The organism is Cupriavidus sp. 10L45 (genome assembly GCF_056395225.1).
This window is the reverse complement of the sequence record NZ_JBFTJC010000003.1, coordinates 227860-253224: the sequence shown is the minus strand read 5'-3', so window position 1 is coordinate 253224 and position 25365 is coordinate 227860. Positions and strand designations below refer to the sequence as shown.

Genomic DNA, 25365 nt, shown 5'->3' with positions numbered 1-25365 from the left:
GCGACCTGAGAGGCCGAAAAGCGACGCCGGGACGGCTGCTCAGGGGGCTAGTAGGGCGTCAGCGCGGGATCGGTGGCGCGCGCGGTGGCGTGGCCGGTTTCGGGCACCACGCCATAGAGGAAGGCCGCGATGCCGTCCGCCTCCGCTGCGGCATCGCGCTCGCCCAGCGCCAGCAGGGCCTGGGTGAATTCGGGCTCGAACAGCAGGTAGCTCGCGAACGCGGCGCCGCGCGCCTCGGTACCGCCGAGCGGGGCGAGCATCGCGCGCACCGTGCGCGGCAGCCGGTGCACATGCTGGGCGGCGATGGACTCGATCGGTTCGCTCGGAGAAATCGTCATGACTTCCACCGGGCGCCAGCCGTCGGTCTCGCCGGCAGCCTCGGGCATGCGCGCGAGCAGCCGGTTGATGTGCATCAGCCGCTCGATGTCGGCCTGCAGGCCATCGAGGAAGATGCTGGCCAGCGCCTGCCCGCCCACCTGCGCGAGCGACGGATAGCCGCCGGACGGCACGGTATCGAACCAGCCCGGCCGCGGGCGCGACGCCGCGCCGATGGCCAGGATGCGCGACGCGCCGAGGTGGATGGCCGGCGAAAGCGGTGACATCTGGCGCATCGTGCCGTCGCCGAACCACTCGTGATGACCTTCGATCTCGAGCGGCACGGCCGGGAACAGGAACGGAATCGATGAGGAAGCGAGCAGGTGGTCCACGCCAATCGGCGCTTCCACGGCCAGCCGCTGGTTGCGCTGCCACGGGTGGATGCGCCGGTGCGACTGGTAGAACGTGACATGGCGGCCGGTGCTGTACGACAGCGCGGTCACGGCGAAGGCCTGGAGCACGCCGGCGTCCAGGCTGGCCTGCACGCGGCCGGGTTCGAACAGCTCGGTCAGGAAGCTGTCGAGCGGGGCGCTGTCGAACAGCGCGCGCGGGGCCTGGCGGGTGATCCAGCCGAACGCCAGCGACGAGAGCCAGCGCGCGCCCGAGGCACCCACGCCCAGCACGCCGGTGCGATAGACGTCATCGGCATGAATGCCGTGCCAGAGCGCGGCGAGGCGGTCGGTGGCGGCCTGGAAGTCCGCGGCGCCCACCGCCATGCCGGCGCCGTTGATCGCCCCGGCCGAGGTGCCGGTGACGATGCCGAACGGCAACGGGCAATGCCCGAGCCCATGCCGCGTGGCGATGCGGGCGATGCCGGCCAGTACGCCGGCCTGGTAGGCCGCCCGCGCGCCGCCGCCCATCATGACCAGCGCCGTGCGCTGGCGCTGGCTGGCGCGGAGGGCCGGGTCGGCGTGCGTGACGCTCACAGGCGGCTCACTCGACGCTGTCCTTGGGGGTGCCCGGCGCGGCGGGTGCCTTCGCGGCGGGCTTTTTGGTCGACGGCTTTTTCGTGGCGGACGTCTTGGTGGCGGGCTTCGCAGCCTTGGTGGCAGCCTTCTTCGCGGCGGGCTTCTTCGCCGCCGCGCGCTTGGCCGCCGGCTTCGGGCTTGCCTTGCCGTTCGGGGCAGGATTGTCCCGTGCGGCGGGCGCCACGCCCTCCGCGCCCGGGGCGGCCGTCCCACCCATGCCACCCATCGCGCCGAATCCGCCCAGGTTGCCGAACGGCGCTGCGGTGGCCGCCGTCGCGCTGCCTGCGATCTGGCTGAACTGTTGCTGGAGCAGGTCCCACCACAGGCTCGCGTTGGGCGGCAGTGGGGCGGGACCGGCGGATTCGGGCGATGGGGCGGCTTCGGGTTCCTCGCCCTCGGCGGCTCCGGCGGTCACTTCAGGCGGCGCGTCGAAGTCCTCGTCGTCCTCGGCATTGGCCGCGTCGGCTTCCGCTTCGGAGACGGTCTCGGAGGCGGTCTCGGAGGCGGGGGACGGACGGAACGGGTGCGGCGGCGAGGTGCTCGGCGCGTTGGCCGCGCGCGCCACGTTCTCCATCGCGGTCTGCATGGCTTCCGGGGAGAGCGCGTTGCCGAAGGTTTGCAAGGCCACCAGCGTGGCGCGCTGTACCTCCAGCCCCTGGATGGTGGTGCGCAGCAGGCTCGCGTTCAGTTGCAGCCAGCCTTCCACAGCCTTCAGGTCGTGGATGCGCTTGTCGACCTCGTCGAGGTCCATCGGCGGGGTCATCGCGCTCAGGCCGGGCATCATGCCGCCGCCCGGCAGGCTGCCGCCGGCGCTCCAGATGCGGCGCAGGAATTCGAAGCCATTGGTGAAATCGGGGATCTGTCCGAACATGGTCGCGCGCTCTCCGTGGGGGGGCCGCCAGGGCCGATCATTCCACCTTGGCTGGCCGGTTACTGGAATTCAGGCGGCCGCTTCTGGCGCAGGCTCGCCATGCCTTCATGTACGTCGGGGCCGCCAAAGCCCATGAATTCGAGTGCCAGCGAGGTATCGAACGCCGGGCCGGCCATGCGCAGCCAGTTGTTCAGCGCGTACTTGGTCCAGCGGATGGCCGTCTGGGACCCCGTCGCGAGCCGGTTCGCCACCTCGAACGCCTTGGCCACCAGCTGGTCTTCGTCCACTGCCAGCGATACCAGGCCAATGCGCTCGGCCTCCTCGCCGCTGAGCGACTCGCACAGCATCAGATAGTACTTGGCCTTGGCCATTCCGCACAGCAACGGCCACACGATGGCGGCGTGATCGCCCGCCGCCACCCCGAGCCGGGTATGGCCGTCGACGATCCGCGCGGTCTTGGCGGCAATCGAGATGTCGGCCAGCAGCCCCGCCACCAGCCCGGCGCCCACGGCCGGGCCGTGCATGGCCGAGACGATGGGTTTGTCGCAATTGATGACGTTGTAGACCAGGTCGCGCGCTTCATGCCAGACCCGCGTGCGGGTGGCGAAGTCGTTGGCCATCTCCTCGACCAGGGACAGGTCGCCGCCAGCCGAGAAGCCGCGCCCTTCGCCCCGGATGATGGCGACGCGGATGTCCGGATCGGCGGAAATGTCGCGCCAGATCTCGGCCAGCTCGCGGTGCATGCCGGCGTCGGCGGTGGCCAGCTTCTGGTTGGCGGACTGCGCCGCGCCCATGATGACCTCGAGCACGGGGCCGTGGCGGCGCAGCGTCAGCGACGCGTAGCGCGCCAGGCGCGGGGAGAGGGTGGTGTCCGGGGTCTCGGGGGTCTCTGCGGTCATGGGGCGGCTTCCGTGGCAAGGGAGGGTTCCGCCGGCATGGGATCAATTGTCCGACCGGTCGGTCGGACAATTATAGGCACATTGCGCGTCAGCGCGGCGCCACGAGCTGGTCGATGGCGCCGAAGATCGACTGGCCCTGGGCGTCGAGCATCTCGATGCGCACCGCATCGCCATATTTCATGAACGCGGTGACCGGCTGGCCGCCCTCGATGGTCTCGATCATGCGCTGCTCGGCGATGCAGCAGTAGCCCTTGCTCCGGTCCACGTTCGAGATGGTGCCCGAGCCGACGATGCTGCCCGCGCGCACGTTCCGCGTCTTGCAGATGTGCGCGATGAGCTGGCCGAAGTCGAACACCATGTCGGTGCCGCAGTCGGGCGCGCCCACCTTCTTGCTGTTCCAGTGCACGGTCAGCGGCCGGTGCACCTTGCGGTCGTGCCAGGCTTCGCCCAGTTCGTCCGGCGTGATGGCCACCGGCGAGAACGCCGTGGCCGGCTTGCTCTGGAAGAAGCCGAAGCCCTTGCCCAGTTCGGCCGGAATCAGGTTGCGCAGCGAGACATCGTTGGCCAGCATCACCAGGCGGATGCCTTCGCCGGCCTGCTCGGGCGTGGCGCCCATGCGCACGTCGCCGGTAATCACGGCCACCTCGGCTTCGAAGTCGATGCCGAACGCCTCGCTGGCGCAGACGATGTCGTCCTGCGGGCCGAGGAAGTCGTCCGAGCCGCCCTGGTACATCAGCGGATCGGTCCAGAACTCGGGCGGCATCTCGGCGCCCCGGGCCTTGCGCACCAGTTCCACATGGTTGACGTAGGCCGAGCCGTCGGCCCACTGGTAGGCGCGCGGCAGCGGCGCCATGCAGTCCTTCGGCTGGAACGGGAACGGGTGGCGGGCGCGGCCGGCGTTCAGGGCGTCGTAGAGGTCCTGGAGCTGGGGGGCGTGGAAAGCCCAGTCGTCGAGCGCGCGCTGCAGCGTGCCGGCGATGTCGGTGGCGAAGTGCGCGGTCTTGAGGTCGCGGGAGACGACCACGAGCTGGCCGTCGCGCGAACCGTCCTTCAGGGTTGCGAGTTTCATGGGGGTGCGGGCAATCGTCGATGTGCGTGGCCGGTAGTCTACCGGACCCGGGGCGCCGGGCCGCCGGCTGCCGTATAGAATGGCCGGCAACGCCGCTTCCACCTTCGCCCCGCATGACCGCACCCGACGATTCCCGCCTCGATGACGCCGCCGATCCTTCCAATGAGGACGATGGCAAGCGCGCGGGCATCCAGTCGATCGAGGTCGGCTTCCGGCTGCTCCAGGCGCTGGCGGCCTCGCCGCGCGCGATGATGCTGCGCGACCTGGCCGCCGCCGCCGACATGCCGCCGGCCAAGGCCCACCGGTACCTGGTGAGCTTCCAGCGCCTTGGCGCGGTGGCGCAGGACGCCGTGAGCGGGCGCTACGACCTCGGGCCGTTCGCGCTGCAACTGGGTCTGGCGGGGCTGAACCGGCTCGATCCGGTGCGCAAGGCGCGGCCGGTGCTGTCCCAGTTGCGCGACGAGATCGACCAGACCGTCGGCATCGCCGTGTGGGGCAACCACGGGCCGACCATCGTCCATTGGGAAGAATCGAGCCATCCGGTCAGCGTGAGCCTGCGGCTGGGCGATGTCATGCCGATGCTGAACTCGGCCACGGGGCGGCTGTATGGCGCCTACCTGTCGCGGCGCCAGACGCTGCCGCTGATCGAACGGGAATTCGCTACGCGCGGCGCCACGCCGCTGCCGGACATGCCCGCCTCGCTGGCCGACTACGACGCGATCTGCGCCGAAGTGCGCGCCCAGGGCGCGGCGCGCACGCGCGGCGGCGTGCTGCCGGGCATCAACGCGATCTCGCTGCCGGTGTTCGACGCCAACGGGCATTTGTCGATGGCGCTGATTGTGCTCGGCGCGCAGCGCGTATTCGATGCAGAATGGGGCGGTTCGGTGGACCGCCGCGTGCGGGACATCGCCCGACAGATCTCTTCGGAACTCGGATACCTTGGCGCAAGCCACTCGGCCGGACCCGCCGGCCACCCCTCGCGATAGCACGAAGCCACGCAGGCGACTCAGGCGGCGCTGGGTCGCGGTGATCGCGGTCGTGGTGTGCGTGGTGATTGCGCACCTGCTGGTGCTGCTCGGGCTGCTGCGCATGCCGCTGCCGGGCTTGCCCGAGATCAGCATTCCGCCATCGATGGAGGCGATGCTGCTGCCGCCGCCCGCCCCGCCTGCCCCGGCCCCGCGCCCCCGGCCCCGCCCGGTGCCCAAGACCCAGCCTGCCCCGCAGCCCCAGCCCGCGCCGGCCGAGCCCCAGGCGGCGCCGGACCTGGCCACGACGCCGTCCGGCGAGACCGGCGCCGTGACCGGCACCGGCGGGGAGGGTGCCGCGCCAGCCGGCGCCACCGCCACCGCCGCGCCGGCCCCCCCGGCCCCGCCCGCGCCGGCATCGCCCCAGTACAGCCCGCCGCCCTCGGCCACCATGCATTACTCGAGCTACGTCAACGGCGTGCAGAACCCGGACGGCCTGATCCGTTGGGAGCAGGACGGCGGCCACTACCGGCTGGTGGTGGAGACGCGCGTGCTGTGGTTCCGCTTCGTGTTCCAGAGCGTCGGCCAGATGGGGCCGGGCGGGCTGACCCCGCTGCGCTACGAGGAAGCCCGCCGCAGCAAGAAGGAAGTGGCGCGCTTCGACCCGGCCGCCGGGCAAATCGTGTTTGAAACGCGTGGCGGCCAGGTGCCGATGCCGCAGAACTTCCAGGACCGCTTCAGCGTGTTCCTGCAACTGGTCGGATGGGTCGCCGCCGACCCCCAGCGCTATGCCGCGCCGGGCGTGACGGACACCTTCAATGTGGCCGATACCCGCGAGGTGGAGCCGATGCAGGTGCAATACGTGGGCGAGGAGACCATCGAGATCGGCGTGCACGGCATGGTCACGACGAAGCACTTCGTGCGCCTGCCACGGCATCCGGGCGATAAACGGCGCGTGGAAGTGTGGCTGGCGCCGGCGCTGAAATGGCTGCCGGCGCGCCTCCGTCAGACGGAACCCGATGGCACACAGATTGATCTCGTCTATCGTAGTACTGAGGGACGATGAGAATGATTCGTGCTGTGACACCCCGGAGACCGACATATGGCTGACACGACCCCCCGACGCATACGCACTGGCGACGTGGACCTGCAAGTCCGCATCGATGGTTCGGACGGCCCGTGGGTGGTGTTGGCGCACGCGTTGGGGGCGAATCTGTCGCTCTGGGACGACACGGTGCAGCATCTGGCGCCCCGTTATCGCATACTGAGGTACGACCTGCGCGGCCATGGCGGCAGCGATGCCCCGATCGGGTCTTATACGATGGCGCGGTTGGCCGATGACGTGGCCGCGCTGATGGACGCCCTCGAGATACCGCAGGCGCATTTCTGCGGGGTGTCGGTGGGCGGCATGATCGGGCAGACGCTCGGCGTGCGGCATGCGGAGCGGCTGCTGTCGCTGACGCTGGTCGACACGCACGACCATACGCCGATGACGGCGCACCCGATGTGGGCCAACCGCATCGGCCAGGCCGAGGCCCATGGCATGGCGGGCATGGTCAACGCCACGCTGGCGCGGTGGTTGACGGCCGGATTCCGGGAAGCGCATCCGGAGCCGGTCGAGAGGATCCGCAGGATGCTCCTGGGGACGCCGGTGGAAGGCTACGTCGGGGTGGCGCAAGCCATCGTGGCCTTCGACCTCTCGGAGGCCATCGGCCGGATTCATTGCCCCACGTTGGTGATCGTGGGCGAAAACGACGAGGGTGCGCCCGTTTCGATGGCGCAATCCATTGCCAGCAAGATCCACGGTGCGAAGCTCGAGGTATTGCCCGAGGCCGCGCACTTGCCGTTCCTGGAACAGCCGGAACGCTTTTTCGCGGTGTTCGATGCGTTCCTCGGCAATGCGGCATGTGGCGGTCAATGCGACGTGCCGTAGTAAGAAGCTGAAAGATTTTGGAATACAGAACTGCTCGGCGCTCAAGAAACTTGCGTGCGGCGCCGATGCCCAACCTAGGAGGGCAGCAATTGCACGCAAGGTTTCGTCCGGCAGCAGAACTTGAATTACGGACGACTACCCTCAGCTTGGAGGTGAAATCGCGGCATTCACGCCGGTTTACGCCGGAAACCGCAATAATCCGCGGGATTGTCGCCAACCATGACGCCAGGAGGTAGCGCAATGCAAATGATCTACAACAGCGACAATTACTGCATTGTCGAGTTTGGAGCAGATGTCGAGCATGCGCCCCTTGCCTCGGGCGGCTACGAAATCGTCGACAAGAACCTGAAACGCGAAATTTTCCTCGGTGGCCATATGGCCGAGACCTTCCGCGCCGACGTGACGCGTCTGATCGAGAGCGAGCCATCCGTGGAAGAGGTGGATGAATTCCTCGGCAAGTTCGATACGGTGATGAACAACCCGCTGGTCATGCACTGATCCCGGCACCGTCTGCCACACCGCGATACGACGACGCCCGCGCAAGCGGGCGTTTTTCATGGTGGGGGCGGGTCAGCGGCGTTGTCAGTACTGTTCCCACGGCAGCCCGTCGTGGCGCCAGCCATTCAGGGTATTGCGATGCCGCTGCGGGTCCAGGTCGCCCTCGAAGCCGTGCAGGACGTTGTACACCGTGGTGAAGCCGGCGCCTTCCAGCGCACGCGCCGCCGCCGTGGAGCGGTTGCCGCTGCGGCAGATCAGCAGCACCGGGCGGGCCGAGGCATGGCCGGCCAGTTTCTTCACCGCCTGGACGAAATGCGGGTTCACCTCCCAGTCCGGCCCGTCGTTCCAGGGCACGTTGTGGGCGCCCTGCGGATGGCCGACGAACAGGTATTCCATCTCGCTGCGGCAGTCGATGAACAGCGCATCGGGGGCGTTGTCGAGCAGGGCGCGGGCGTCGGCGGGACTCAGGTGTTGCATGCGGATGGCCGGTTGGGGCGGGTTGGGAACATGTGCGGTGGCGATTACGTCTCCCAGTGTAGGCCGCCACGCCCGGCACTGACAACCCGGGTGCGGCGCGGATTAGCGGGGTTTCCGATGTCCTTTCTGCCCGCAATGCCTTGATCACCCTGATAAAATCCCGCTCTTACCCAAAATTCGGCAGTCTTCCGCCCCCAGCCCCGTCATGAGCGCCACTCCCACACCTGTCCGTCCGTACACGCGGGCCGCCAACCTGCCCCGGTTGCTGCGCGACCGCATCCTGATCCTGGACGGCGCCATGGGCACCATGATCCAGCGCTACAAGCTTGGCGAGGCCGACTACCGCGGCGCGCGCTTCGTGGACCATCGCATCGACGTGAAGGGCAACAACGAGCTGCTGCTGCTGACGCGCCCGGACGTCATCAGCGAGATCCACGAGCAATACCTCGCCGCCGGCGCGGACCTGATCGAGACCAACACGTTCGGGGCCACGCGCGTGGCGCAGGAAGACTACAAGATGGCCGATCTGGCCTACGAGATGAACGTCGAGGCCGCCCGCCTGGCGCGCGCCGCCTGCGACAAGTTCAGCACGCCGGAGAAGCCGCGCTTCGTGGCCGGCGCCTTCGGCCCCACGCCGAAGACCGCCAGCATCAGCCCGGACGTGAACGACCCCGGCGCGCGCAACGTCACGTTCGAGGAACTGCGCCATTCCTACTACGAGCAGGGCAAGGCGCTGCTCGAGGGCGGCGCCGACGTGTTCCTGGTCGAGACGATCTTCGACACGCTGAACGCCAAGGCCGCGCTGTTCGCCATCGACCAGTTGTTCGAGGACACCGGCGAGCGCGTGCCCGTGATGATCTCCGGCACCGTGACCGACGCCTCGGGGCGCATCCTGTCCGGCCAGACCGTCGAGGCGTTCTGGAACAGCCTGCGCCACGCCCGGCCGATCACCTTCGGCCTGAACTGCGCGCTGGGCGCCACGCTGATGCGCCCGTACATCGCCGAACTGGCCAAGGTGTGCGATGCCGCGGTGTCCTGCTACCCGAACGCCGGCCTGCCCAACCCGATGAGCGACACCGGCTTCGATGAAACGCCCGAGGTCACCTCGTCGCTGGTGGAGGAATTCGCCGCGTCCGGGCTGGTGAACCTGGTGGGCGGCTGCTGCGGCACCACGCCCGAGCACATCGCCGCCATCGCCGCGCGCGTGGCCAACAAGGCGCCGCGCGCCTGGCCCGGCCAGTACCGCGACGACACCGCAACTGCCACCACGGCAGCCTGATCCATCGCCCGCCCCACACAAGACACATAGCCTTCCCATGAGCCAGCAAAACCTGCCCCCGCGTCCGATGCGCCTCTCCGGCCTGGAGCCGTTCACCATCGACGACGACACGCTGTTCGTCAACGTGGGCGAGCGTACCAACGTCACCGGCTCCAAGGCGTTCGCGCGCATGATCCTGAACGGCCAGTTCGACGAGGCGCTGGCCGTGGCCCGCCAGCAGGTGGAGAACGGCGCGCAGATCATCGACATCAACATGGACGAGGCCATGCTGGATTCGAAGGCGGCGATGGTGCGCTTCATGAACCTGATTGCCTCCGAGCCGGACATCGCGCGGGTGCCGATCATGATCGACTCGTCCAAGTGGGAGGTGATCGAGGCCGGCCTGCAATGCGTGCAGGGCAAGGCGGTGGTGAACTCGATCTCGCTCAAGGAAGGCGAGGAGCAGTTCCGCCACCACGCCGGGCTGATCCGCCGCTACGGCGCCGCCAGCGTGGTGATGGCGTTCGACGAGAAGGGCCAGGCCGACACCTTCGCGCGCAAGACCGAGATCTGCAAGCGCAGCTACGACCTGCTGGTGAACGAGCTGGGCTTCCCGCCCGAGGACATCATCTTCGACCCGAACATCTTCGCGGTGGCCACGGGCATCGAGGAGCACAACAACTACGCGGTGGACTTCATCGAGGCCACGCGCTGGATCAAGCAGAACCTGCCGTACGCGAAGGTGAGCGGCGGCGTCTCGAACGTCTCGTTCTCGTTCCGCGGCAACGACCTGGTGCGCGAGGCCATCCACACCGTGTTCCTGTACCACGCCATCGCGGCGGGCATGGACATGGGCATCGTCAACGCCGGCCAGCTCGGCGTGTACGACCAGCTCGACCCGGAACTGCGCGAGCGCGTGGAAGACGTGGTGCTGAACCGCCGCGACGATGCCACCGACCGCCTGCTGGAAATCGCCGACCGCTTCAAGGGCGGCGGCGCCAAGCGGGAAGAGAACCTGGCCTGGCGCGGCACGCCCGAGCAGCCGGTGACGGTGGCCGCGCGGCTGGCGCACGCGCTGGTGCACGGCATCACCAACTTCATCGTCGAGGACACCGAGGAGGCGCGCCAGGAGATCTTCGCGCGCGGCGGTCGCCCCATCGAGGTGATCGAAGGGCCGCTGATGGACGGCATGAACGTGGTCGGCGACCTGTTCGGCGCCGGCAAGATGTTCCTGCCGCAGGTGGTCAAGAGCGCGCGGGTGATGAAACAGGCCGTGGCGCACCTGCTGCCGTTCATCGAGGAAGAGAAGCGCCTGGTGGCCGAGGCCGGCGGCGACGTGCGCGCGCGCGGCAAGATCGTCATCGCCACGGTGAAGGGCGATGTGCATGACATCGGCAAGAACATCGTGTCGGTGGTGCTTCAGTGCAACAACTTCGAAGTCGTGAACATGGGCGTGATGGTGCCCTGCAACGAGATCCTGGCGCGGGCCAAGGTCGAGGGCGCCGACATCGTCGGGCTGTCCGGCCTGATCACCCCGTCGCTCGAGGAAATGGCCTATGTGGCGTCCGAGATGCAGCGTGACGACTACTTCCGCATCAAGAAGATTCCGCTGCTGATTGGCGGCGCCACCACCTCGCGCGTGCACACGGCGGTCAAGATCGCCCCGCACTACGAAGGCCCGGTGGTCTACGTGCCCGATGCCTCGCGCTCGGTCAGCGTGGCCTCCAGCCTGCTGTCGGACGAAGGCGCCAAGAAATACCTGGATGACCTGCGCGTCGACTACGACCGCATCCGCACCCAGCACGCCGGCAAGAAGGCCACGCCGATGGTGACGCTGGCCCAGGCACGCGCCAACAAGACGCCGGTGGACTGGAGCGGCTACGTCGCGCCGAAGCCGAAGTTCATCGGCCGTCGCGTGTTCCGCAACTACGACCTCGCCGAACTGGCGAACTACATCGACTGGGGTCCGTTCTTCCAGACCTGGGACCTCGCCGGCAAATTCCCGGACATCCTCAACGACGAGATCGTGGGCGAGTCTGCCCGCCGCGTGTTCTCGGACGGCAAGAGCATGCTGGCCCGCCTGATCCAGGGCCGCTGGCTGACTGCCAACGGCGTGATGGCGCTGCTGCCGGCCAACACGGTCAACGACGACGACATCGAGATCTACACCGACGAGACCCGCACCAAGGTCGCCCTGACCTGGCACAACCTGCGCCAGCAGAGCGAGCGCCCGGTGGTGGACGGCGTGCGCCGCCCCAACCGCTGCCTGGCGGACTTCATCGCCCCGAAGGACAGCGGCGTGGCCGACTACATCGGCCTGTTCGCGGTCACGGCCGGCATTGGCGTGGACAAGAAGGAGGCCCAGTTCGAGGCCGACCACGACGACTACAGCGCGATCATGTTCAAGTCGCTGGCCGACCGGTTGGCCGAAGCCTTCGCCGAATGCCTGCACGCGCGCGTGCGGACGGACCTGTGGGGCTACAACGCCGGCGAGACGCTGAGCAACGACGAGCTGATCGCCGAGTCGTATCCCGGTGTCCGCCCGGCGCCCGGCTATCCGGCCTGCCCGGAGCACACGGTCAAGGGCGCGATGTTCGAGTTCCTCGATGCCGCCGAGATCGGCATGGGCATCACCGAATCGCTGGCGATGACGCCGGCGGCCTCGGTGAGCGGCTTCTATCTCGCGCATCCGGACGCCACGTACTTCAGTGTGGGCAAGATCGGCCAGGACCAGCTCGACGACATGGTGGCGCGCCGTGGCGAAGACCGCGCCACGCTGGCACGCGCGCTCGCGCCGAACCTGTAACGGGCCTCACCACTGCTTACAGGGCATTACAAGTCCTCACAGACCGCGCCGGAAAGACTCCTTAGACTGAGCCTCAGTTCACGTGACACCGCGTGAATGCCGCGACGAATGTTTCGTCGCGGAGCATTCCAGAATAGGAGTCTCTTCCATGAACAAGCTGCTGATCTCCCTGTCCGCCCTGTCGATTGCTGCCGCTTCCTCCGTGGCGATGGCCCAAGGTACCGGCGTCACCGCCGGTGCGCAAAACGGACTGGGCGCCTCGGTGAACGCGCCAGGTGTAAGCGCGGGCGCCAACGCATCGGGCGGCCTGAGCACGCAAGGTGGCGCCGCCACGACGACCGCGCCGACGGCCGCCGACAGCAAGGCGGACCTCGGCGCCCATGCCGGTGCCGAGGCTGGCACCAAGGCCGAGACGAAGTCGAAGAGCAAGCAGGGCAGCCACGCCAAGGCCAAGAGCAAGAAGGGCGAGTCGAAGGACGGCGTGACGCCGCTCGGCGCCAATGCCGGGGCGGGGGCGGACGCCGGTACCAAGATCCAGTAGTCGATCGCTATCCCAGCGCTCGGTGTCCGGCCGGGGCCGGGGCGGTACCCTCCAGGCCGCCTCACCCCCAGGCCGGGGCGCAGGACGCGGGATGCATGACCAGAACGGGCGCTTCGGCGCCCGTTCTGGCGTTCTGGCGCCTTGACGTACTTGTGTGCCGGGCGCCCGATTTGGCGCAGTGCAGCACGCTTGTGCCGTGGCGCATCATGTCAGCCTGACACTGACATATTTGCTGCGGCGCCGGCACTACAATGCAGAAACCGGCGCGGGCCGTGTTTCTTCAGCCCGGCCGGCCCCTCACCGTGGGAGACACCGATGATCCGCGTCTTGATCGCCGACGATCATGAGATCGTTCGCGCCGGTCTGCGCCAGTTCATTTCAGAGGAACCCGACATCAAGGTGACGGGCGAAGCCGCCAGCGGCGACGAAGTGATGGCGCAGTTGCGCGACAGCGAGTTCGATGTCCTCGTACTCGATATTTCCATGCCGGACCGGAACGGCATCGACGTACTCAAATTGATCCGGCAGCGCCTGCCCAACCTGCCGGTGCTGATCCTGTCGACCTATCCGGAAGACCAGTACGCGATCAATCTGATCCGTGCCGGCGCGTCGGGCTACCTGACCAAGGAATCGGCGCCGGACGACCTCGTCAAGGCGATCCGCACGGTGGCCCAGGGCCGCCGCTACGTCAGCCCGACCGTGGCCGACCTGCTGATCGGCGGGTTGGACAAGCCGACCGAGCAACCGGTGCACCAGACCCTCTCCGAGCGAGAGTTCCAGATCTTCTGCAAGCTGTCGCGCGGGCAGTCGGTCTCGGTCATCGCCGACGAGCTGTTCCTGAGCGTGAAGACCGTGAGTACCTATCGCTCGCGCATTTTGGAAAAAATGGGCATGAAGACCAACGCCGACCTGACGTACTACGCCATCAAGAATGGCCTGGTGGAGTAGCGTCCCGTCGTCCCCAGTCAGCAAACAGACCTTTTTCCCCGCCCCCTATCGCACCATGCCGGAGCAAGCCACGGCCTCCTCGACCCGATCGCTGCGTGTCCTCCTGATCGAGGATTCCGCGGTCCTGCGGGGCATGCTGCTGGAATACCTGACGGCTTTCCCGTTCGTCGAATCCGTGGACTGGGCCGATACCGAGGCCATGGCCATCCGGCTGGCCGCGAGCGGGCACTATGACGTGGTGATCGTCGACCTGCAGCTCAAGCAGGGCAACGGCATCAACGTGCTGCGCGAGATGCAGCGCGCCGGGCTCTCCGGCATCCGCATCGTCTACACCAATCATGCGCAGGTCTCGATGTACCGCCGCCAGTGCACGGAGGCCGGGGCCGACTATTTCTTCGACAAGTCGCTGGAACTGGAGCAGGTGTTCCGCGTGATCGAGGAATACGCCACCTCGGCCTGACGGCCGCGGCGCGACTTCGGCCTGACGGCCTACAGCTCGGCTTCCTTCTCTGCTTCCTCCGGCGGCGCCAGCACCGATGTGGTGAGCGGCACCTCGACGCGCACGCTCACGCCCTGGCCCGGCGCGGAATCGATCTGCATCGTCCCGCCCAGCGCCAGCACGCGCTGCTCCATCCCCAGCAGGCCATGGTGGCCGGCCGTGCTGCCGGCGTCGAAGTCTGGCGGCAGCCCCTTGCCATCGTCGCGGATGGTCATGGTGAGATGGTCGTCGGTGCAGGCCAGCGCCACGGACACGTGGCGCGCCTCGGCGTACTTGCTGGCGTTGGTCAGCGATTCCTGCACGATCCGGTATAGCGCGATGGCCGCGCTGTCGCGCAGCGGCGGCAGGGAATCGGGTAGCTCCACGTCGGTTTCCCACTGGTTGCGCGCGCCGCCGTCTTCCACGGACTGGATGATGGCCTCGCGCAGGCCCAGGTTCAGCAGCACGGTGGGGCGCAGGTCCTCGATCAGCTGGCGCTTGATCTGGATGCCCTGGTCCACGTGCAGCATCACGCGGGTCAGCTTGTCGCGGGCCTCGGGGTGGGTCTCCTGCACGCGCATGCGCACCCAGTGCAGGTCGAGCTTGATTGCCGTCAGGATGGCGCCCAGTTCGTCGTGGAGTTCGCGCGCCAGCCGGGTCTTCTCGTCCTCGGTCACGCGCTGCAAGTGGGCCGCCAGCGCGGAAAGCTGCCGCGTGCGCGCGCGCACCTTGCGGTCGAGCCGGGCGCTTTCTTCTTCCAGCTGGATACGGGCCGCCTCGGCCATCGACATCCGGCGCGAATGGCCGAGCCCGACCGTCACCAGCAGCAGGATGTTGATCGCCGTCAGCAGCCCGATGCCGTAGCGCGAGAGCTGGAGGTCATGCTCGGCGGCCTCCAGGTTGTGCGTGACGGTGCCGGACTCGCGCACCTGCAGCTGCTCCAGCCCGCGCCGGGCGGCTTCCATGGTCTGGCGGCCGAAATCGGTGCGGATCAGGTCCATCGCCACGTCCACATCGCGCTTGCCGTAGACCAGCGTCAGGGCCATCTCGTTGAGCTTGCGCGTGACGAACTGGGACGCCTCGCCAAACTGGCGCAGGCCCTCGGCGTCGTTGGCGTAGTGCTGGCGGATGCGCGCCATCAGGGCGTTGATCTGCGGCAGCGCCTTGTAGTACGGCTCCAGGTAGCTGTCCTGGCCGGTCAGCAGGAAGCCGCGCTGGCCCGCCTCGGCATTGACGAGTTCGCCCATCAGCGCGCCCAGGTCGCTTTGCAGCTGCTGGGAGCGGATGGCCTCGGTATAGCCCTCGCGCAGGCGCAGGTTGCCCGTCTCCGAGGCAATCAGGACGGCCAGAGTCAGCACGATGCCACCGGCGAGCAGCAGGGTATTTCTGAGAAGTAGGGAGTGCTTGGCCATCACGAATACCAGGAAATACCGGTTTGGGCGGACGCGCGGGCGCACGTGCGGCCATGGAATCACATCGACATGGCAGGGTCAATCGTACAGACGGCCCCCGAGTGGCGCACCCGGTGCGGCGCGGTGTGCATTGTAGGACTTGGCTGACACGGGAATCGGTCGGGGGTCGGTGTCTGGCGCCGGGGCATGACCCTACGATGAGGCTATGAGCTTGCGCACCGTGGCGCAAGCCGGGCGCACCGCAGCAACCGGGGTGCGCCCGCTAACCTCGGGAGACTGGCCATGCTGCATTACGCACTCGTTTTCTTCGTTGTCGCGCTGATCGCGGCGATCTTCGGCTTTGGTGGCATTGCCGCCGGTGCCGTCGAAATTGCCAAGATCCTGTTCTTCATCTTCCTGGTCGTGGCGCTTGTCACCTTCGTGATGGGCCTGATCCGCAGAAGGTAAGGGGCACGCACGCGGCACGCGCCCACGCCGGATCGGCCGGCGGGCGCGGTGCTCAGTACCCCGAACCGCAATGAGGAGTCCCTATGCTCACGCAGAACCCCAAAGTCCGGAAGGAAATCAATCACTTGCATGACAGCGCCGATGCTGCCGTGCGCCAGTTGAAACATGCCGCCCGGGATACCCGCGACGCGGCGCGTGACGCCGCTGTACCGGTTTCGGGCGAGGTCAAGGCCCTGATCGCCCAGCTCCAGCAGACCATCGACGTGCTCACGCACGAGGGGTCGGAAGAGGGCCTGGCGGCCGGCCGCCGCCTGCGCATGCGGGCCAACGAGATGGCGGAACGGATTCGCGCCCGGGGGACCGATGGCATGCACTGGGCCCGGGAACACATGGATGAAGCCGTGGATCACGGCCGTGCGCGCGTGGCCGAAAGCCCGCTGAAGGCGGTGGGGATTGCCGCACTGATCGGCGCCTGTATCGGGTTGCTGCTGGCGGGACGCCGCAGCGACGAGTAACCGAATATCCTGGCCCGGCACGCCGGGCCTGTACCGTTTTACCCCTGCAGCAAAACCCCCTTTCCGGATATATCCCTGATCCGGGACGCCCGGCACCTCGATGGTGGCCGGGCATTTTTTTGCCTGTTTTTTGCCTGTTTCTTGTCGACTACGGCCCGCGGGCCGTCAGACGCCCCACATCACGTTGGCGCCTTCCCGCTCGGACGCGCGCAGCATGTCCAGGAACGGGTAGGCGCGCTGGCCCAGGTGGAGGGGTTCTTCCTCGTCCTCGTCGCGGGCGTCGGAGTGGACAGAGGTATCGGCGGGGTGCACCTTCTTCGCATCCTGCACGGCGGCCTCGAGTTTCTTGATGGCGCGCGGGAGTTCCTCGGACGTGATCACCCCGCGCTCGCCCATGTGCTTGCCGATGATGCCAAGCAGCGTGAGGGCAAGATCCTTCATCATGATCAGGTCCTGCGCCGCGTGGGATTTGAAGGTGATCAGCATGATGTTTCCTTTCACGAGTGACGAAGTTCCGCACAAGCCGCGCGGCACGGTCGCATGATGTCAGCATAGCACCTGATAAAATTCCGCGTTTCCCGATTTCCGGTGCCGGTCACGCGACGCGCGGCGCACTTGCCGCAACGCCTCCGGACCGTTCATCGCTCTCTTTAGCGCCTTCAGGGCAAAGACATCCATGCTGCCTGTTCAGACCTCCAATCTTGCCGCCGCGTTCACTGACGCCGTGCGCGCGCTCGCCCCGGCCGACGCCGCCCTGCCCGCCGTCACCTTCGAGCGCCCCAAGGTGGCCGCCCACGGCGACCTGGCGTGCAATATCGCCATGCAGGTGGCCAAGGCGCTCAAGAGCAATCCGCGCGAACTGGCCCAGAAGATCGTCGCCGCCGTGCAGGCCGACCCCCGTGCCACGGCGATCGTCGCCCAGGCCGAGATTGCCGGCCCCGGCTTCATCAACCTGCGCCTGACCCCCGCCGCCCGCGCCGACGTGCTGCGCGCCGTGCTGGCCGAAGGTGATCGATTCGGCGCCCGGCCGGCCGGCGAGCATGGCCAGGTGCTGGTGGAGTTCGTCTCCGCCAACCCGACCGGGCCGCTCCACGTCGGCCACGGCCGCCAGGCCGCCCTGGGCGACGCGCTGGCCAACCTGCTGGCCTGGAACGGCTGGGCGGTGCACCGCGAGTTCTATTACAACGACGCCGGCGTGCAGATCCAGACGCTGGCCATCTCGGTCCAGGCCCGCGCGCGCGGCCTGAAGCCGGGCGAGGCCGGCTGGCCCGAGTCCGCCTACAACGGCGACTACATCGCCGATATCGCCGCCGACTTCCTGGCCGGCAAGACGGTGGCTGCCAGCGACGGCGAGCCGGTGACCGCCTCGGGCAACATCGACGATATCGACTCGATCCGCAAATTCGCGGTGACCTACCTGCGTAACGAGCAGGATATCGACCTCCAGGCCTTCGGCGTGAAGTTCGACCGCTACTACCTGGAGTCGTCGCTGTACAGCGATGGCCGCGTGGAAGGCGCCGTGCAGTCGCTGGTGGCCAAGGGCAAGACCTACGAGAGCGAAGGCGCGCTGTGGCTGCGCACCACCGACGACGGCGATGACAAGGACCGCGTCATGAAGAAGACGGACGGCACCTACACGTACTTCGTGCCGGATGTGGCGTACCACACCACCAAGTGGGAGCGCGGCTTCGCCAAGGTCATCAACGTGCAGGGCAGCGACCACCACGGCACCATCGCCCGCGTGCGCGCCGGCCTGCAGGGGCTGGACATGGGCATTCCCCAGGGCTACCCCGACTACGTGCTCCACAAGATGGTCACGGTGATGAAGAACGGCGAGGAGGTGAAGATCTCCAAGCGCGCCGGCTCGTACGTGACCGTGCGCGACCTGATCGAGTGGAGCAACGGCGGCGACGAGACCATCCGCAGCCTGCTGGACGCCGGCGTGGCGGATTGGCCCGCCCATTTCACGCGCGGCCGCGACGCCGTGCGATTCTTCCTGCTGTCCCGCAAGGCCGACACCGAATTCGTGTTCGACGTGGACCTCGCCCTGAAGCAGAACGACGAAAACCCGGTGTATTACGTGCAGTACGCCCACGCCCGGATCTGCTCGATCTTCGAGGCCTGGGGCGGCGCCGGCTGGGAAGCCCGCCTGCCGGAACTGGCCGGGGCGGACCTGGCCGCCGTGACCGCCGCGGACGTGAGCGCCCAGGCCATCGCCCTGGGCCGCCGTCTGGCCGAGTTCCCGGACATGCTGGCGGCAGCCGCCGGCGAGCTGGCGCCCCATGCGGTGGCGTTCTACCTGCGCGACCTGGCAGGCGACTTCCACGCCTTCTACAACGCCGACCGCGTACTGGTGGACGACGAGGCGGTCAAGCGCGCCCGGCTGGCGCTGCTGGCGGCCACGCGCCAGGTGCTCAAGAACGGCCTGGCCGTGATTGGCGTCTCGGCGCCGCAACGGATGGACCGCGAGCCCGCCGCCAACTGAGCCGCAACGCCCCTGTGACGGATTCTTGGGCCACTTTTCAGAGTGGTCTCAATCGTGCCTGCCGGGACAGGCCCTATAATCCCCGGCAACACCGAAGAGGACTTCATGCAACAGCAACGCAAGCGCGCCGCGCGCCCAACCCGTACCCATGTCCGGATGCAGCGCGGTGGTACGTTCCTGGGCCTGGTGCTCGGGCTGATCGTCGGCCTGGCCATCGCCGTGGTGGTGGCCCTGTATATCACCAAGTCGCCCGCGCCGTTCCAGCAGAAGGGCGCCAACGGCAATGCCCAGCAGCGCCCGAGCGAGCCCGGCAACGTGGCCACGCCGCTGCCGGCGCCGACGCAACCGCAGCAGCAGGCCGAGGGCCCGAGCGACCCGAACCGGCCGCTGTGGAGCAAGACGCCGGCCAAGCCGGTGGGCCAGCCCGACGGGCAGCCGGCTACCCCGGCGCAGCCGCCGGTGGCGACCACCCGCCCGGCTGACCAGCCCGCCAACGGCGCGGCCAGCGCCGCCAAGCCGGCCGATGCCTCGCGTCCGGCCGAAAAACCCGCCACGCGCCCCGCCGAGAAGCCGGTAGCCGACCCGATCGCCGAGATCGCCCAGGCTGACGCCAACAAGGTGGGTTACCTGCTCCAGGTGGGCGCCTTCCGCTCGCAGGACGACGCGGACCGCCAGAAGGCCAATCTGGCCATGCAGGGCTTCGAAGCCAAGGTCACGGAGCGCGATGTCAACGGCGTGAAGATGTACCGCGTTCGTCTGGGGCCGTTCAACCGTATCGAGGACATGAACCGGGCGCGCGACCGCCTGCAATCGAACGGTTTCGAAGCTTCGGTGATCCGCTTTACAAAGCAGTAACATGGCGGGCGGCGCCGCGGAGGAACCGGGCGCCGCCGCACTTGTCTTACCGGTCGGCTCGCTGCGTGCGGGCCATCCCCCTGATCTCTCTGACCTATCAGAAGGCCCTTCGAAGATGAAGAAAATCGCCGCTTTCCTCGCCACCGTCGCCGCCGTGGGCGGTCTGCTGATGACTGCGCCCGCAGCCATGGCCGCACCGGCCGAGGGCAAGGACTACACGGTGCTGAAGTCGCCCCAGCCGGTACCGGCGGGCAAGATCGAAGTGACCGAGTTCTTCTGGTACGGCTGCCCGCACTGCTACGACTTCGAGCCCGAACTGGAAGCCTGGGTCAGCAAGCAGGGCAAGGACGTGGTGTTCAAGCGCGTGCCGGTAGCCTTCCGCGACGACCTGCTGCCGCACACCAAGATCTTCTATGCGCTGGAGTCGCTGGGCAAGCTGGACGCCCTGCACGGCAAGGTGTTCGAGGCGATCCACAAGGACCGCAAGCGCATGCTGACCACCGACGAAATCGCCGATTTCATGGCCAAGAACGGCATCGACCGCAAGCAGTGGCTCGATACCTACAACTCGTTCACGGTGACCACGAACGCCCAGCGCGCCAACAAGATCGCCGATTCGTACAAGATCGAGGGTGTGCCGACCGTGGTGGTGCAGGGCAAGTACGAGACCTCCCCGAGCATTGCCGGCACCAAGCCGGCTGCCATCCAGGCCATGGATTTCCTGGTCACGGGCGTGCGCGCGAAGAAGCTCTGATCCGCGCGGCATGACCCCGACGGCCCGGTGCGCGAGAAGCGTGCCGGGCCGTTTTGCTTGATCCGGGCCGTTCTCCCTCCGAATTCACTATATTGATCCGATGCGACCCCTGAAAGTCTTCCTTACCGGCGCATCGAGCGGCATCGGCCAGGCGCTGGCGCGCGCCTACGCGGCGCAGGGCGCCGTACTCGGGCTGGTAGGCCGGCGCGAAGAGGCCCTGCGCGACTTCGCCGCCTCCCTGCCCAACCCCAACGCCGTGCGCATCTATGCGGCCGATGTGCGCGATGCGGACGCCATGCACGCCGCCGCCACCGATTTTCTCGACCATTTCGGCTGCCCCGATGTGGTCATCGCCAACGCGGGAATCTCCGTGGGCACCGTGGCCAGCGAGCGCGAGGACCTGGACGACTTCCGCCTGGTCATGGACACCAACTGGTTCGGCACCCTGACCACCTTCCAGCCTTTCCTGCACCCGATGCGCGAGCGCGCGCCCGGCGTCGGCGGCTGGCGCGGCACGCTGGTCGGTATCGCCAGCGTGGCCGGCGTGCGCGGCCTGCCCGGCGGCGGGGCCTACAGCGCCTCGAAGTCCGCCGTGGTGAAGCTGCTGGAAAGCCTCCGGCTGGAGCAGGCGCGGCACCGCATCCGCGTGGTGACCATCGCGCCCGGCTATATCCGCACGCCGATGACGGCGCACAACCCGTACCGCATGCCGTTCCTGATGGATGCCGACGTCTTCGCGCGCAAGGCCATCCGCCGGATTGCCGCCGGCACGCGCTACAAGGTGATTCCGTGGCAGATGGGGGTGGTGGCGTCGATCCTGCACGTGATGCCGCTGTGGCTCTACGACAAGCTGTTCGCCCGCGCGCCGCGCAAGCCGCGCAAGGCAGACCGCGCCGGTGGGGGAGACGCCTGATGCGGACCGACGCCCTCGGGCAGGCCCACGACCCGGCCAGTGGCGAGGTCCGCATCGCCTCGCTGGTGCCGTCCGTGACCGAGCTGCTGTTCGATCTCGGCCTGGCCGACCAGATGGTGGCCCGCACCGGCTTCTGCATCCATCCCGAACCGGCGGTGCGGGCGGTGGAGAAGGTCGGCGGGACCAAGGACGTCAAGCTGGACAAGCTGCGGGCGCTGGCGCCGACCCACGTGGTGGTCAATATCGACGAGAACCGGCGCGAAACCGTGGACGAGATCCGCACCTTCGTGCCGCACGTGATCGTCACCCACCCGTGCGCGCCCGAGGACAACTTCGCGCTGTACCGGCTGCTCGGTGGCATTTTCAACAAAGTGCAACAGTCGGAGGGGCTGGCGCAGGCGCTCCAGGCCGAACTCGACGCGATCCGCGCCCGTCGCTGGCCGGCGCGCACCGTGCTGTACGCGATCTGGCAGGACCCGTGGATGACGGTGTCGCGCGCCACCTATATCAGCAGGATGCTGGCGCTGGTGAATTGGGCCACCTGGCCCGCTGACGGCGCGGACCTCGCGGCCTGCGTCGATGGGGATTGCAGCCGGCCGAATGCGCCCGGCGAGCGCTATCCCACCTTCCGCTGGAGCGACGCGCTGGTGCGCGAGCTGGACGCCGTGCTGCTGTCGACCGAGCCATACCGCTTCACCGAGGACCATGCCGATGCGCTCGAGCGCCAGATCGGCAGGCCGGTGATGCTGGTCGATGGCGAGATGCTGTCCTGGTACGGCAGCCGCGCCGTGGCCGGCGTGCGCTACCTCAGGACGCTTGCCGAGTCGTTCTGACTCGTCCTAATCCGTTCTGATCCTCAGACCGTCCGGAAGCGGATGATCCCGTCATCGCCGCATTCGCGCACAAGTTGCCCGCGATGCCAGAGCGCGTGCAGGTGCGCCAGCGCCTCGCCCATCGCGAAGGTCAGCTGGTGGATGTCGAACTGGCGCCGGAAGATCACGCCGACGATGTCGTGCGCATGGCACGGCTTCTCGGCGCAGGCGGCCAGCGTCTCGGCCAGCCGGTCCACATGGTGCTCCTGCAACTGGCGGATGCGGGTATGCAGGTTGCGGAACGGGCGGCCGTGCGACGGCAGGATCAGTACGTCAGCCGGCAGGTCTTCGTACTTGTTCAATGAGTCGAGGTAGAGCTGGAGCGGATTGGCCTCCGGCTCCATGTCGAACACGCTGACATTGGTCGAGATGCGCGGCAGCACCATGTCGCCCGAGATCAGTACATTGGTGGCGGCGTTGTAGAGCGCCACGTGCTCCGGGGCATGGCCGAAGCCGGTGATCACGCGCCAGCCGGCCGTGGCCGGATCGGCGCCGATGGTCACGGTGTCCTCGTCCATCAGGCGGCGGTATTGCGTCGGCACCTCGGGCACCATCGACGGATAGTAGGCTTTGCGGCCGCGCAGTTTTTCGAGGTTGTCCGGGTCGGTCAGGCCGTGGCGGGCGAAGTGGCTCGCCGCGAAGTCACCGCCGGCATTCGAGCCGACGCCGCTGCCGCCGGACATCACGCGCGCGGTCATGTAGTCGCCCAGGCTCATCCACAGCCGCACGTCCCAGTGCTTGCAGAGCCAGTGCGCCAGGCCCACGTGGTCCGGGTGGCAATGGGTCACCAGCACGCGCAGCACGGGCAGGCCGTCCAGCTCGTTGGCGAAGATGGTCTCCCAATGCCCCTTGATGATGTCGTTGGTGATGCCGCAGTCGATGATGGTCCAGCCGTCCTGCCCGTCCAGGCGGTCGCGCAGGAGCCACAGGTTGATGTGGTCGAGCGCGAAGGGCAGCGGCATGCGCAGCCAGTAGACGCCGGGCGCCACTTCCTGGCGCGTGCCGGGCGCCGGCATGGTCTCGTCAAACGGGTAGTGGAGCTGGCTTTCGAGTGCGTTCATGGGGCTTGTCTCGGTCGAATCCGGCGCCTTCGGGTGCAGCGGGGCACCGGGCGCTCTGTGGGGTCATGTTGTCCAGTCATTGTCAGCGGCGGCACTTGACGCTAACGTTAACGTCAATCGTCGCGGCCTGCTCGTCATCTTAGACCAAAACTTGACCGTACAACGAACGACCGTTCACTTTCCTGGGCGCACCATGCCGGCACAGCCATCCTCCGCCACCTACACCATTACCGACCTCGCGCGCGAGTTCGACGTCACCCCGCGCGCGATCCGGTTCTACGAGGATCAGGGCCTGCTCTCGCCTGACCGCGAGGGCCCGGGCGGCCGCAAGCGCGTCTATAACGGACGCGAGCGCACCCGCCTCAAGCTCACGCTGCGCGGCAAAAGGTTAGGGCTCACTCTCAACGAGATTCGCGAAATTCTGGATCTCTACGAGTCGCCACGCGATACCGCGCCGCAGTTGGAGCGTTTCCTGGGCGCCCTGTCGCAGCATCGGGACGTTCTGGAGCGCCAGATGGAAGACCTCCAGGCCCAGCTTGCCGAGATCGACCAGCACGAGCGCCATTGCCGGGCGCTGCTAGCGGCACATGGCGAAGCCCCCAAGACCAGAACCGCCTGATGCCGCACTTTCAGCCATCCGCCTTCGGATGGAATTGACGTTTACGTAAACGTCAATAAAATACGCCCCACAACACCGACACGAACAGACAGGAGACCGACATGACCGAACTGCCAGGCCTGAGATTCGATCTGGGCGAGGACATCGAGATGCTGCGCGCCTCCGTGCGCAGTTGGGCGCAGGCCGAACTGGCGCCGCGCGCGGCCGAGATCGACCGGTCGGACCAGTTCCCGATGGATGCCTGGAAGAAGATGGGCGACCTCGGCGTGCTGGGCATCACCGTGGCCGAGGAGTACGGCGGCGCGAACATGGGCTACCTCGCCCATATGATCGCGATGGAGGAGATCAGCCGCGCGTCGGCGTCGGTCGGGCTGTCCTACGGCGCGCACTCGAATCTGTGCGTGAACCAGATCCACCGCAATGGCTCGGCCGCCCAGAAGGCGAAATACCTGCCCAAGCTGGTGTCGGGGGACTGGATCGGCGCGCTGGCGATGAGCGAGCCGAACGCGGGCTCGGACGTGGTCAGCATGAAGTTGCGCGCCGACAGGGTTGGCGGACCCGGGGGCGACCGCTACGTGCTGAACGGCACCAAGATGTGGATCACCAACGGGCCGGACTGCGACGTGCTGGTGGTCTACGCCAAGACCGAGCCGGACCTCGGCGCGCGCGGCATGACGGCCTTCATCGTCGAGAAAGGCATGAAGGGCTTCTCGGTGGCGCAGAAGCTGGACAAGCTGGGCATGCGCGGCTCCCACACGGGCGAACTGGTGTTCGAGAACGTGGAAGTGCCGGTGGAGAACATCCTCGGCGCCGAAAATGGCGGCGCCAAGGTGCTGATGAGCGGGCTCGACTACGAGCGCGCGGTGCTGTCCGGCGGCCCGGTCGGCATCATGCAGGCGTGCATGGACGTGGTGACGCCGTACATCCACGACCGCAAGCAGTTCGGCCAGAGCATCGGCGAGTTCCAGCTGATCCAGGGCAAGGTGGCGGACATGTACACCACGCTCCAGGCCGCGCGCAGCTATTTGTATACCGTGGGCAAGAACCTGGACTCGCTGGGCAGCGGCCACGTGCGCCAGGTCCGCAAGGACTGCGCGGCGGTGATCCTGTACACGGCGGAAAAGGCCACGTGGATGGCCGGCGAGTCGGTGCAGATCCTGGGCGGCAATGGCTACATCAACGACTACCCCACCGGGCGGCTGTGGCGCGATGCCAAGCTGTACGAGATTGGCGCGGGCACGTCGGAGATCCGCCGGATGCTGATCGGCCGGGAGCTGTTTGCCGAGACGATGTGATCGAATGTGATCTATCGTCAACCCAGCCGACGCTAGCGAACCCCTTTACAA

26 protein-coding genes are annotated in these 25365 nt (G+C 67.6%); 18 read left to right on the top strand and 8 right to left on the bottom strand.

Annotated elements, in window-relative coordinates; translation table 11 throughout:
• Positions 1 to 47 precede the first annotated feature (47 nt).
• The 4 genes from AC1DFU_RS07135 to AC1DFU_RS07120 all read right to left on the bottom strand — a co-directional run bounded on the left by AC1DFU_RS07135 (position 48) and on the right by AC1DFU_RS07120 (position 4182).
• Positions 48 to 1238 (bottom strand): patatin-like phospholipase family protein, encoded by a 1191-nt coding sequence (locus AC1DFU_RS07135; protein ID WP_092292085.1) that lies wholly within the window; start codon positions 1236 to 1238, stop codon positions 48 to 50.
• Positions 1239 to 1308: 70 nt separating this feature from the next.
• Positions 1309 to 2214 carry a PhaM family polyhydroxyalkanoate granule multifunctional regulatory protein gene (locus tag AC1DFU_RS07130; protein ID WP_441591466.1) on the bottom strand — a complete coding sequence of 302 codons (906 nt, stop codon included), beginning with the start codon at positions 2212 to 2214 and terminating at the stop codon, positions 1309 to 1311.
• A gap of 59 nt (positions 2215 to 2273) precedes the next feature.
• Entirely contained in the window at positions 2274 to 3113 is an 840-nt protein-coding gene (locus tag AC1DFU_RS07125) for an enoyl-CoA hydratase/isomerase family protein (RefSeq protein ID WP_092291287.1), read from the bottom strand.
• An 88-nt stretch (positions 3114 to 3201) separates the two neighbouring features.
• Positions 3202 to 4182, bottom strand: coding sequence for a fumarylacetoacetate hydrolase family protein (locus tag AC1DFU_RS07120; RefSeq protein ID WP_092291289.1), 981 nt, complete (start codon positions 4180 to 4182; stop codon positions 3202 to 3204).
• Positions 4183 to 4295: 113 nt separating this feature from the next.
• On the opposite strand from AC1DFU_RS07120, the gene AC1DFU_RS07115 reads away from it, so the two are divergent.
• From AC1DFU_RS07115 to AC1DFU_RS07100, 4 genes are all read left to right on the top strand, one after another.
• Complete coding sequence (locus AC1DFU_RS07115; protein ID WP_092291291.1) at positions 4296 to 5168, top strand: IclR family transcriptional regulator; 873 nt, start codon at positions 4296 to 4298, stop codon at positions 5166 to 5168.
• Between the two features lie 40 nt (positions 5169 to 5208).
• Complete coding sequence (locus tag AC1DFU_RS07110; RefSeq protein ID WP_441591464.1) at positions 5209 to 6213, top strand: DUF3108 domain-containing protein; 1005 nt, start codon at positions 5209 to 5211, stop codon at positions 6211 to 6213.
• Positions 6214 to 6249: 36 nt separating this feature from the next.
• A complete protein-coding gene (pcaD, locus tag AC1DFU_RS07105) occupies positions 6250 to 7080 on the top strand; it encodes a 3-oxoadipate enol-lactonase (RefSeq protein WP_092291293.1) in 831 nt (276 codons plus the stop codon).
• 240 nt (positions 7081 to 7320) lie between these two features.
• Positions 7321 to 7578, top strand: a complete 258-nt coding sequence (locus tag AC1DFU_RS07100; RefSeq protein WP_092291295.1) for a BTH_I0359 family protein — start codon at positions 7321 to 7323, stop codon at positions 7576 to 7578.
• Between the two features lie 84 nt (positions 7579 to 7662).
• On the opposite strand, the gene AC1DFU_RS07095 is transcribed toward AC1DFU_RS07100, so the two are convergent.
• On the bottom strand, positions 7663 to 8055 hold the full coding sequence (locus AC1DFU_RS07095) for a rhodanese-like domain-containing protein (RefSeq protein WP_092291297.1): 393 nt from the start codon (positions 8053 to 8055) through the stop codon (positions 7663 to 7665).
• A 205-nt stretch (positions 8056 to 8260) separates the two neighbouring features.
• Between AC1DFU_RS07095 and AC1DFU_RS07090 the strand changes: the two genes are divergently transcribed.
• The 5 genes from AC1DFU_RS07090 to AC1DFU_RS07070 all read left to right on the top strand — a co-directional run bounded on the left by AC1DFU_RS07090 (position 8261) and on the right by AC1DFU_RS07070 (position 14068).
• Positions 8261 to 9334 carry a homocysteine S-methyltransferase family protein gene (locus AC1DFU_RS07090; protein WP_092291299.1) on the top strand — a complete coding sequence of 358 codons (1074 nt, stop codon included), beginning with the start codon at positions 8261 to 8263 and terminating at the stop codon, positions 9332 to 9334.
• Positions 9335 to 9371: 37 nt separating this feature from the next.
• On the top strand, positions 9372 to 12119 hold the full coding sequence (metH, locus tag AC1DFU_RS07085) for a methionine synthase (protein WP_092291301.1): 2748 nt from the start codon (positions 9372 to 9374) through the stop codon (positions 12117 to 12119).
• Positions 12120 to 12267: 148 nt separating this feature from the next.
• Positions 12268 to 12660: a hypothetical protein gene (locus AC1DFU_RS07080; protein WP_441591460.1), complete on the top strand. Its 393-nt coding sequence runs from the start codon at positions 12268 to 12270 to the stop codon at positions 12658 to 12660.
• Between the two features lie 315 nt (positions 12661 to 12975).
• On the top strand, positions 12976 to 13608 hold the full coding sequence (locus AC1DFU_RS07075) for a response regulator (RefSeq protein WP_061956399.1): 633 nt from the start codon (positions 12976 to 12978) through the stop codon (positions 13606 to 13608).
• Positions 13609 to 13663: 55 nt separating this feature from the next.
• Positions 13664 to 14068 carry a response regulator gene (locus AC1DFU_RS07070; protein WP_092291305.1) on the top strand — a complete coding sequence of 135 codons (405 nt, stop codon included), beginning with the start codon at positions 13664 to 13666 and terminating at the stop codon, positions 14066 to 14068.
• 29 nt (positions 14069 to 14097) lie between these two features.
• On the opposite strand, the gene AC1DFU_RS07065 is transcribed toward AC1DFU_RS07070, so the two are convergent.
• On the bottom strand, positions 14098 to 15498 hold the full coding sequence (locus AC1DFU_RS07065) for a CHASE3 domain-containing protein (protein ID WP_092292089.1): 1401 nt from the start codon (positions 15496 to 15498) through the stop codon (positions 14098 to 14100).
• Positions 15499 to 15780: 282 nt separating this feature from the next.
• Here AC1DFU_RS07065 and AC1DFU_RS07060 point away from each other — a divergent pair, with 282 nt between their 5' ends.
• Both AC1DFU_RS07060 and AC1DFU_RS07055 read left to right on the top strand, forming a co-directional pair.
• Complete coding sequence (locus AC1DFU_RS07060) at positions 15781 to 15945, top strand: DUF1328 domain-containing protein (RefSeq protein WP_092291307.1); 165 nt, start codon at positions 15781 to 15783, stop codon at positions 15943 to 15945.
• Between the two features lie 83 nt (positions 15946 to 16028).
• A complete protein-coding gene (locus tag AC1DFU_RS07055) occupies positions 16029 to 16460 on the top strand; it encodes an ElaB/YgaM/YqjD family protein (RefSeq protein ID WP_092291309.1) in 432 nt (143 codons plus the stop codon).
• Between the two features lie 165 nt (positions 16461 to 16625).
• Here AC1DFU_RS07055 and AC1DFU_RS07050 read toward each other — a convergent pair whose 3' ends face one another.
• Positions 16626 to 16946 carry a DUF1840 domain-containing protein gene (locus tag AC1DFU_RS07050; protein ID WP_092291311.1) on the bottom strand — a complete coding sequence of 107 codons (321 nt, stop codon included), beginning with the start codon at positions 16944 to 16946 and terminating at the stop codon, positions 16626 to 16628.
• A 190-nt stretch (positions 16947 to 17136) separates the two neighbouring features.
• On the opposite strand from AC1DFU_RS07050, the gene argS reads away from it, so the two are divergent.
• The 5 genes from argS (at position 17137) to AC1DFU_RS07025 (ending at position 22300) form a co-directional block, all read left to right on the top strand.
• Positions 17137 to 18945, top strand: a complete 1809-nt coding sequence (gene argS / locus AC1DFU_RS07045) for an arginine--tRNA ligase (protein ID WP_441591456.1) — start codon at positions 17137 to 17139, stop codon at positions 18943 to 18945.
• A 105-nt stretch (positions 18946 to 19050) separates the two neighbouring features.
• Positions 19051 to 19800 carry an SPOR domain-containing protein gene (locus AC1DFU_RS07040; RefSeq protein ID WP_092291315.1) on the top strand — a complete coding sequence of 250 codons (750 nt, stop codon included), beginning with the start codon at positions 19051 to 19053 and terminating at the stop codon, positions 19798 to 19800.
• A gap of 115 nt (positions 19801 to 19915) precedes the next feature.
• The gene (locus tag AC1DFU_RS07035) at positions 19916 to 20554 is read left to right on the top strand and encodes a thiol:disulfide interchange protein DsbA/DsbL (protein ID WP_092291317.1); all 639 of its coding nucleotides are present in this window, start codon (positions 19916 to 19918) and stop codon (positions 20552 to 20554) included.
• A 100-nt stretch (positions 20555 to 20654) separates the two neighbouring features.
• Positions 20655 to 21467: an SDR family oxidoreductase gene (locus AC1DFU_RS07030; protein ID WP_092291319.1), complete on the top strand. Its 813-nt coding sequence runs from the start codon at positions 20655 to 20657 to the stop codon at positions 21465 to 21467.
• Complete coding sequence (locus AC1DFU_RS07025; protein WP_441591454.1) at positions 21467 to 22300, top strand: helical backbone metal receptor; 834 nt, start codon at positions 21467 to 21469, stop codon at positions 22298 to 22300. Before AC1DFU_RS07030 ends, AC1DFU_RS07025 begins: the two co-directional genes overlap by 1 nt.
• A 23-nt stretch (positions 22301 to 22323) precedes the next feature.
• On the opposite strand, the gene AC1DFU_RS07020 is transcribed toward AC1DFU_RS07025, so the two are convergent.
• The gene (locus AC1DFU_RS07020) at positions 22324 to 23400 is read right to left on the bottom strand and encodes an MBL fold metallo-hydrolase (RefSeq protein WP_441591453.1); all 1077 of its coding nucleotides are present in this window, start codon (positions 23398 to 23400) and stop codon (positions 22324 to 22326) included.
• Positions 23401 to 23593: 193 nt separating this feature from the next.
• On the opposite strand from AC1DFU_RS07020, the gene AC1DFU_RS07015 reads away from it, so the two are divergent.
• Both AC1DFU_RS07015 and AC1DFU_RS07010 read left to right on the top strand, forming a co-directional pair.
• Positions 23594 to 24019, top strand: coding sequence for a MerR family transcriptional regulator (locus AC1DFU_RS07015; protein ID WP_092292091.1), 426 nt, complete (start codon positions 23594 to 23596; stop codon positions 24017 to 24019).
• Positions 24020 to 24120: 101 nt separating this feature from the next.
• Complete coding sequence (locus AC1DFU_RS07010; protein WP_441591451.1) at positions 24121 to 25314, top strand: isovaleryl-CoA dehydrogenase; 1194 nt, start codon at positions 24121 to 24123, stop codon at positions 25312 to 25314.
• Positions 25315 to 25365: the final 51 nt, after the last annotated feature.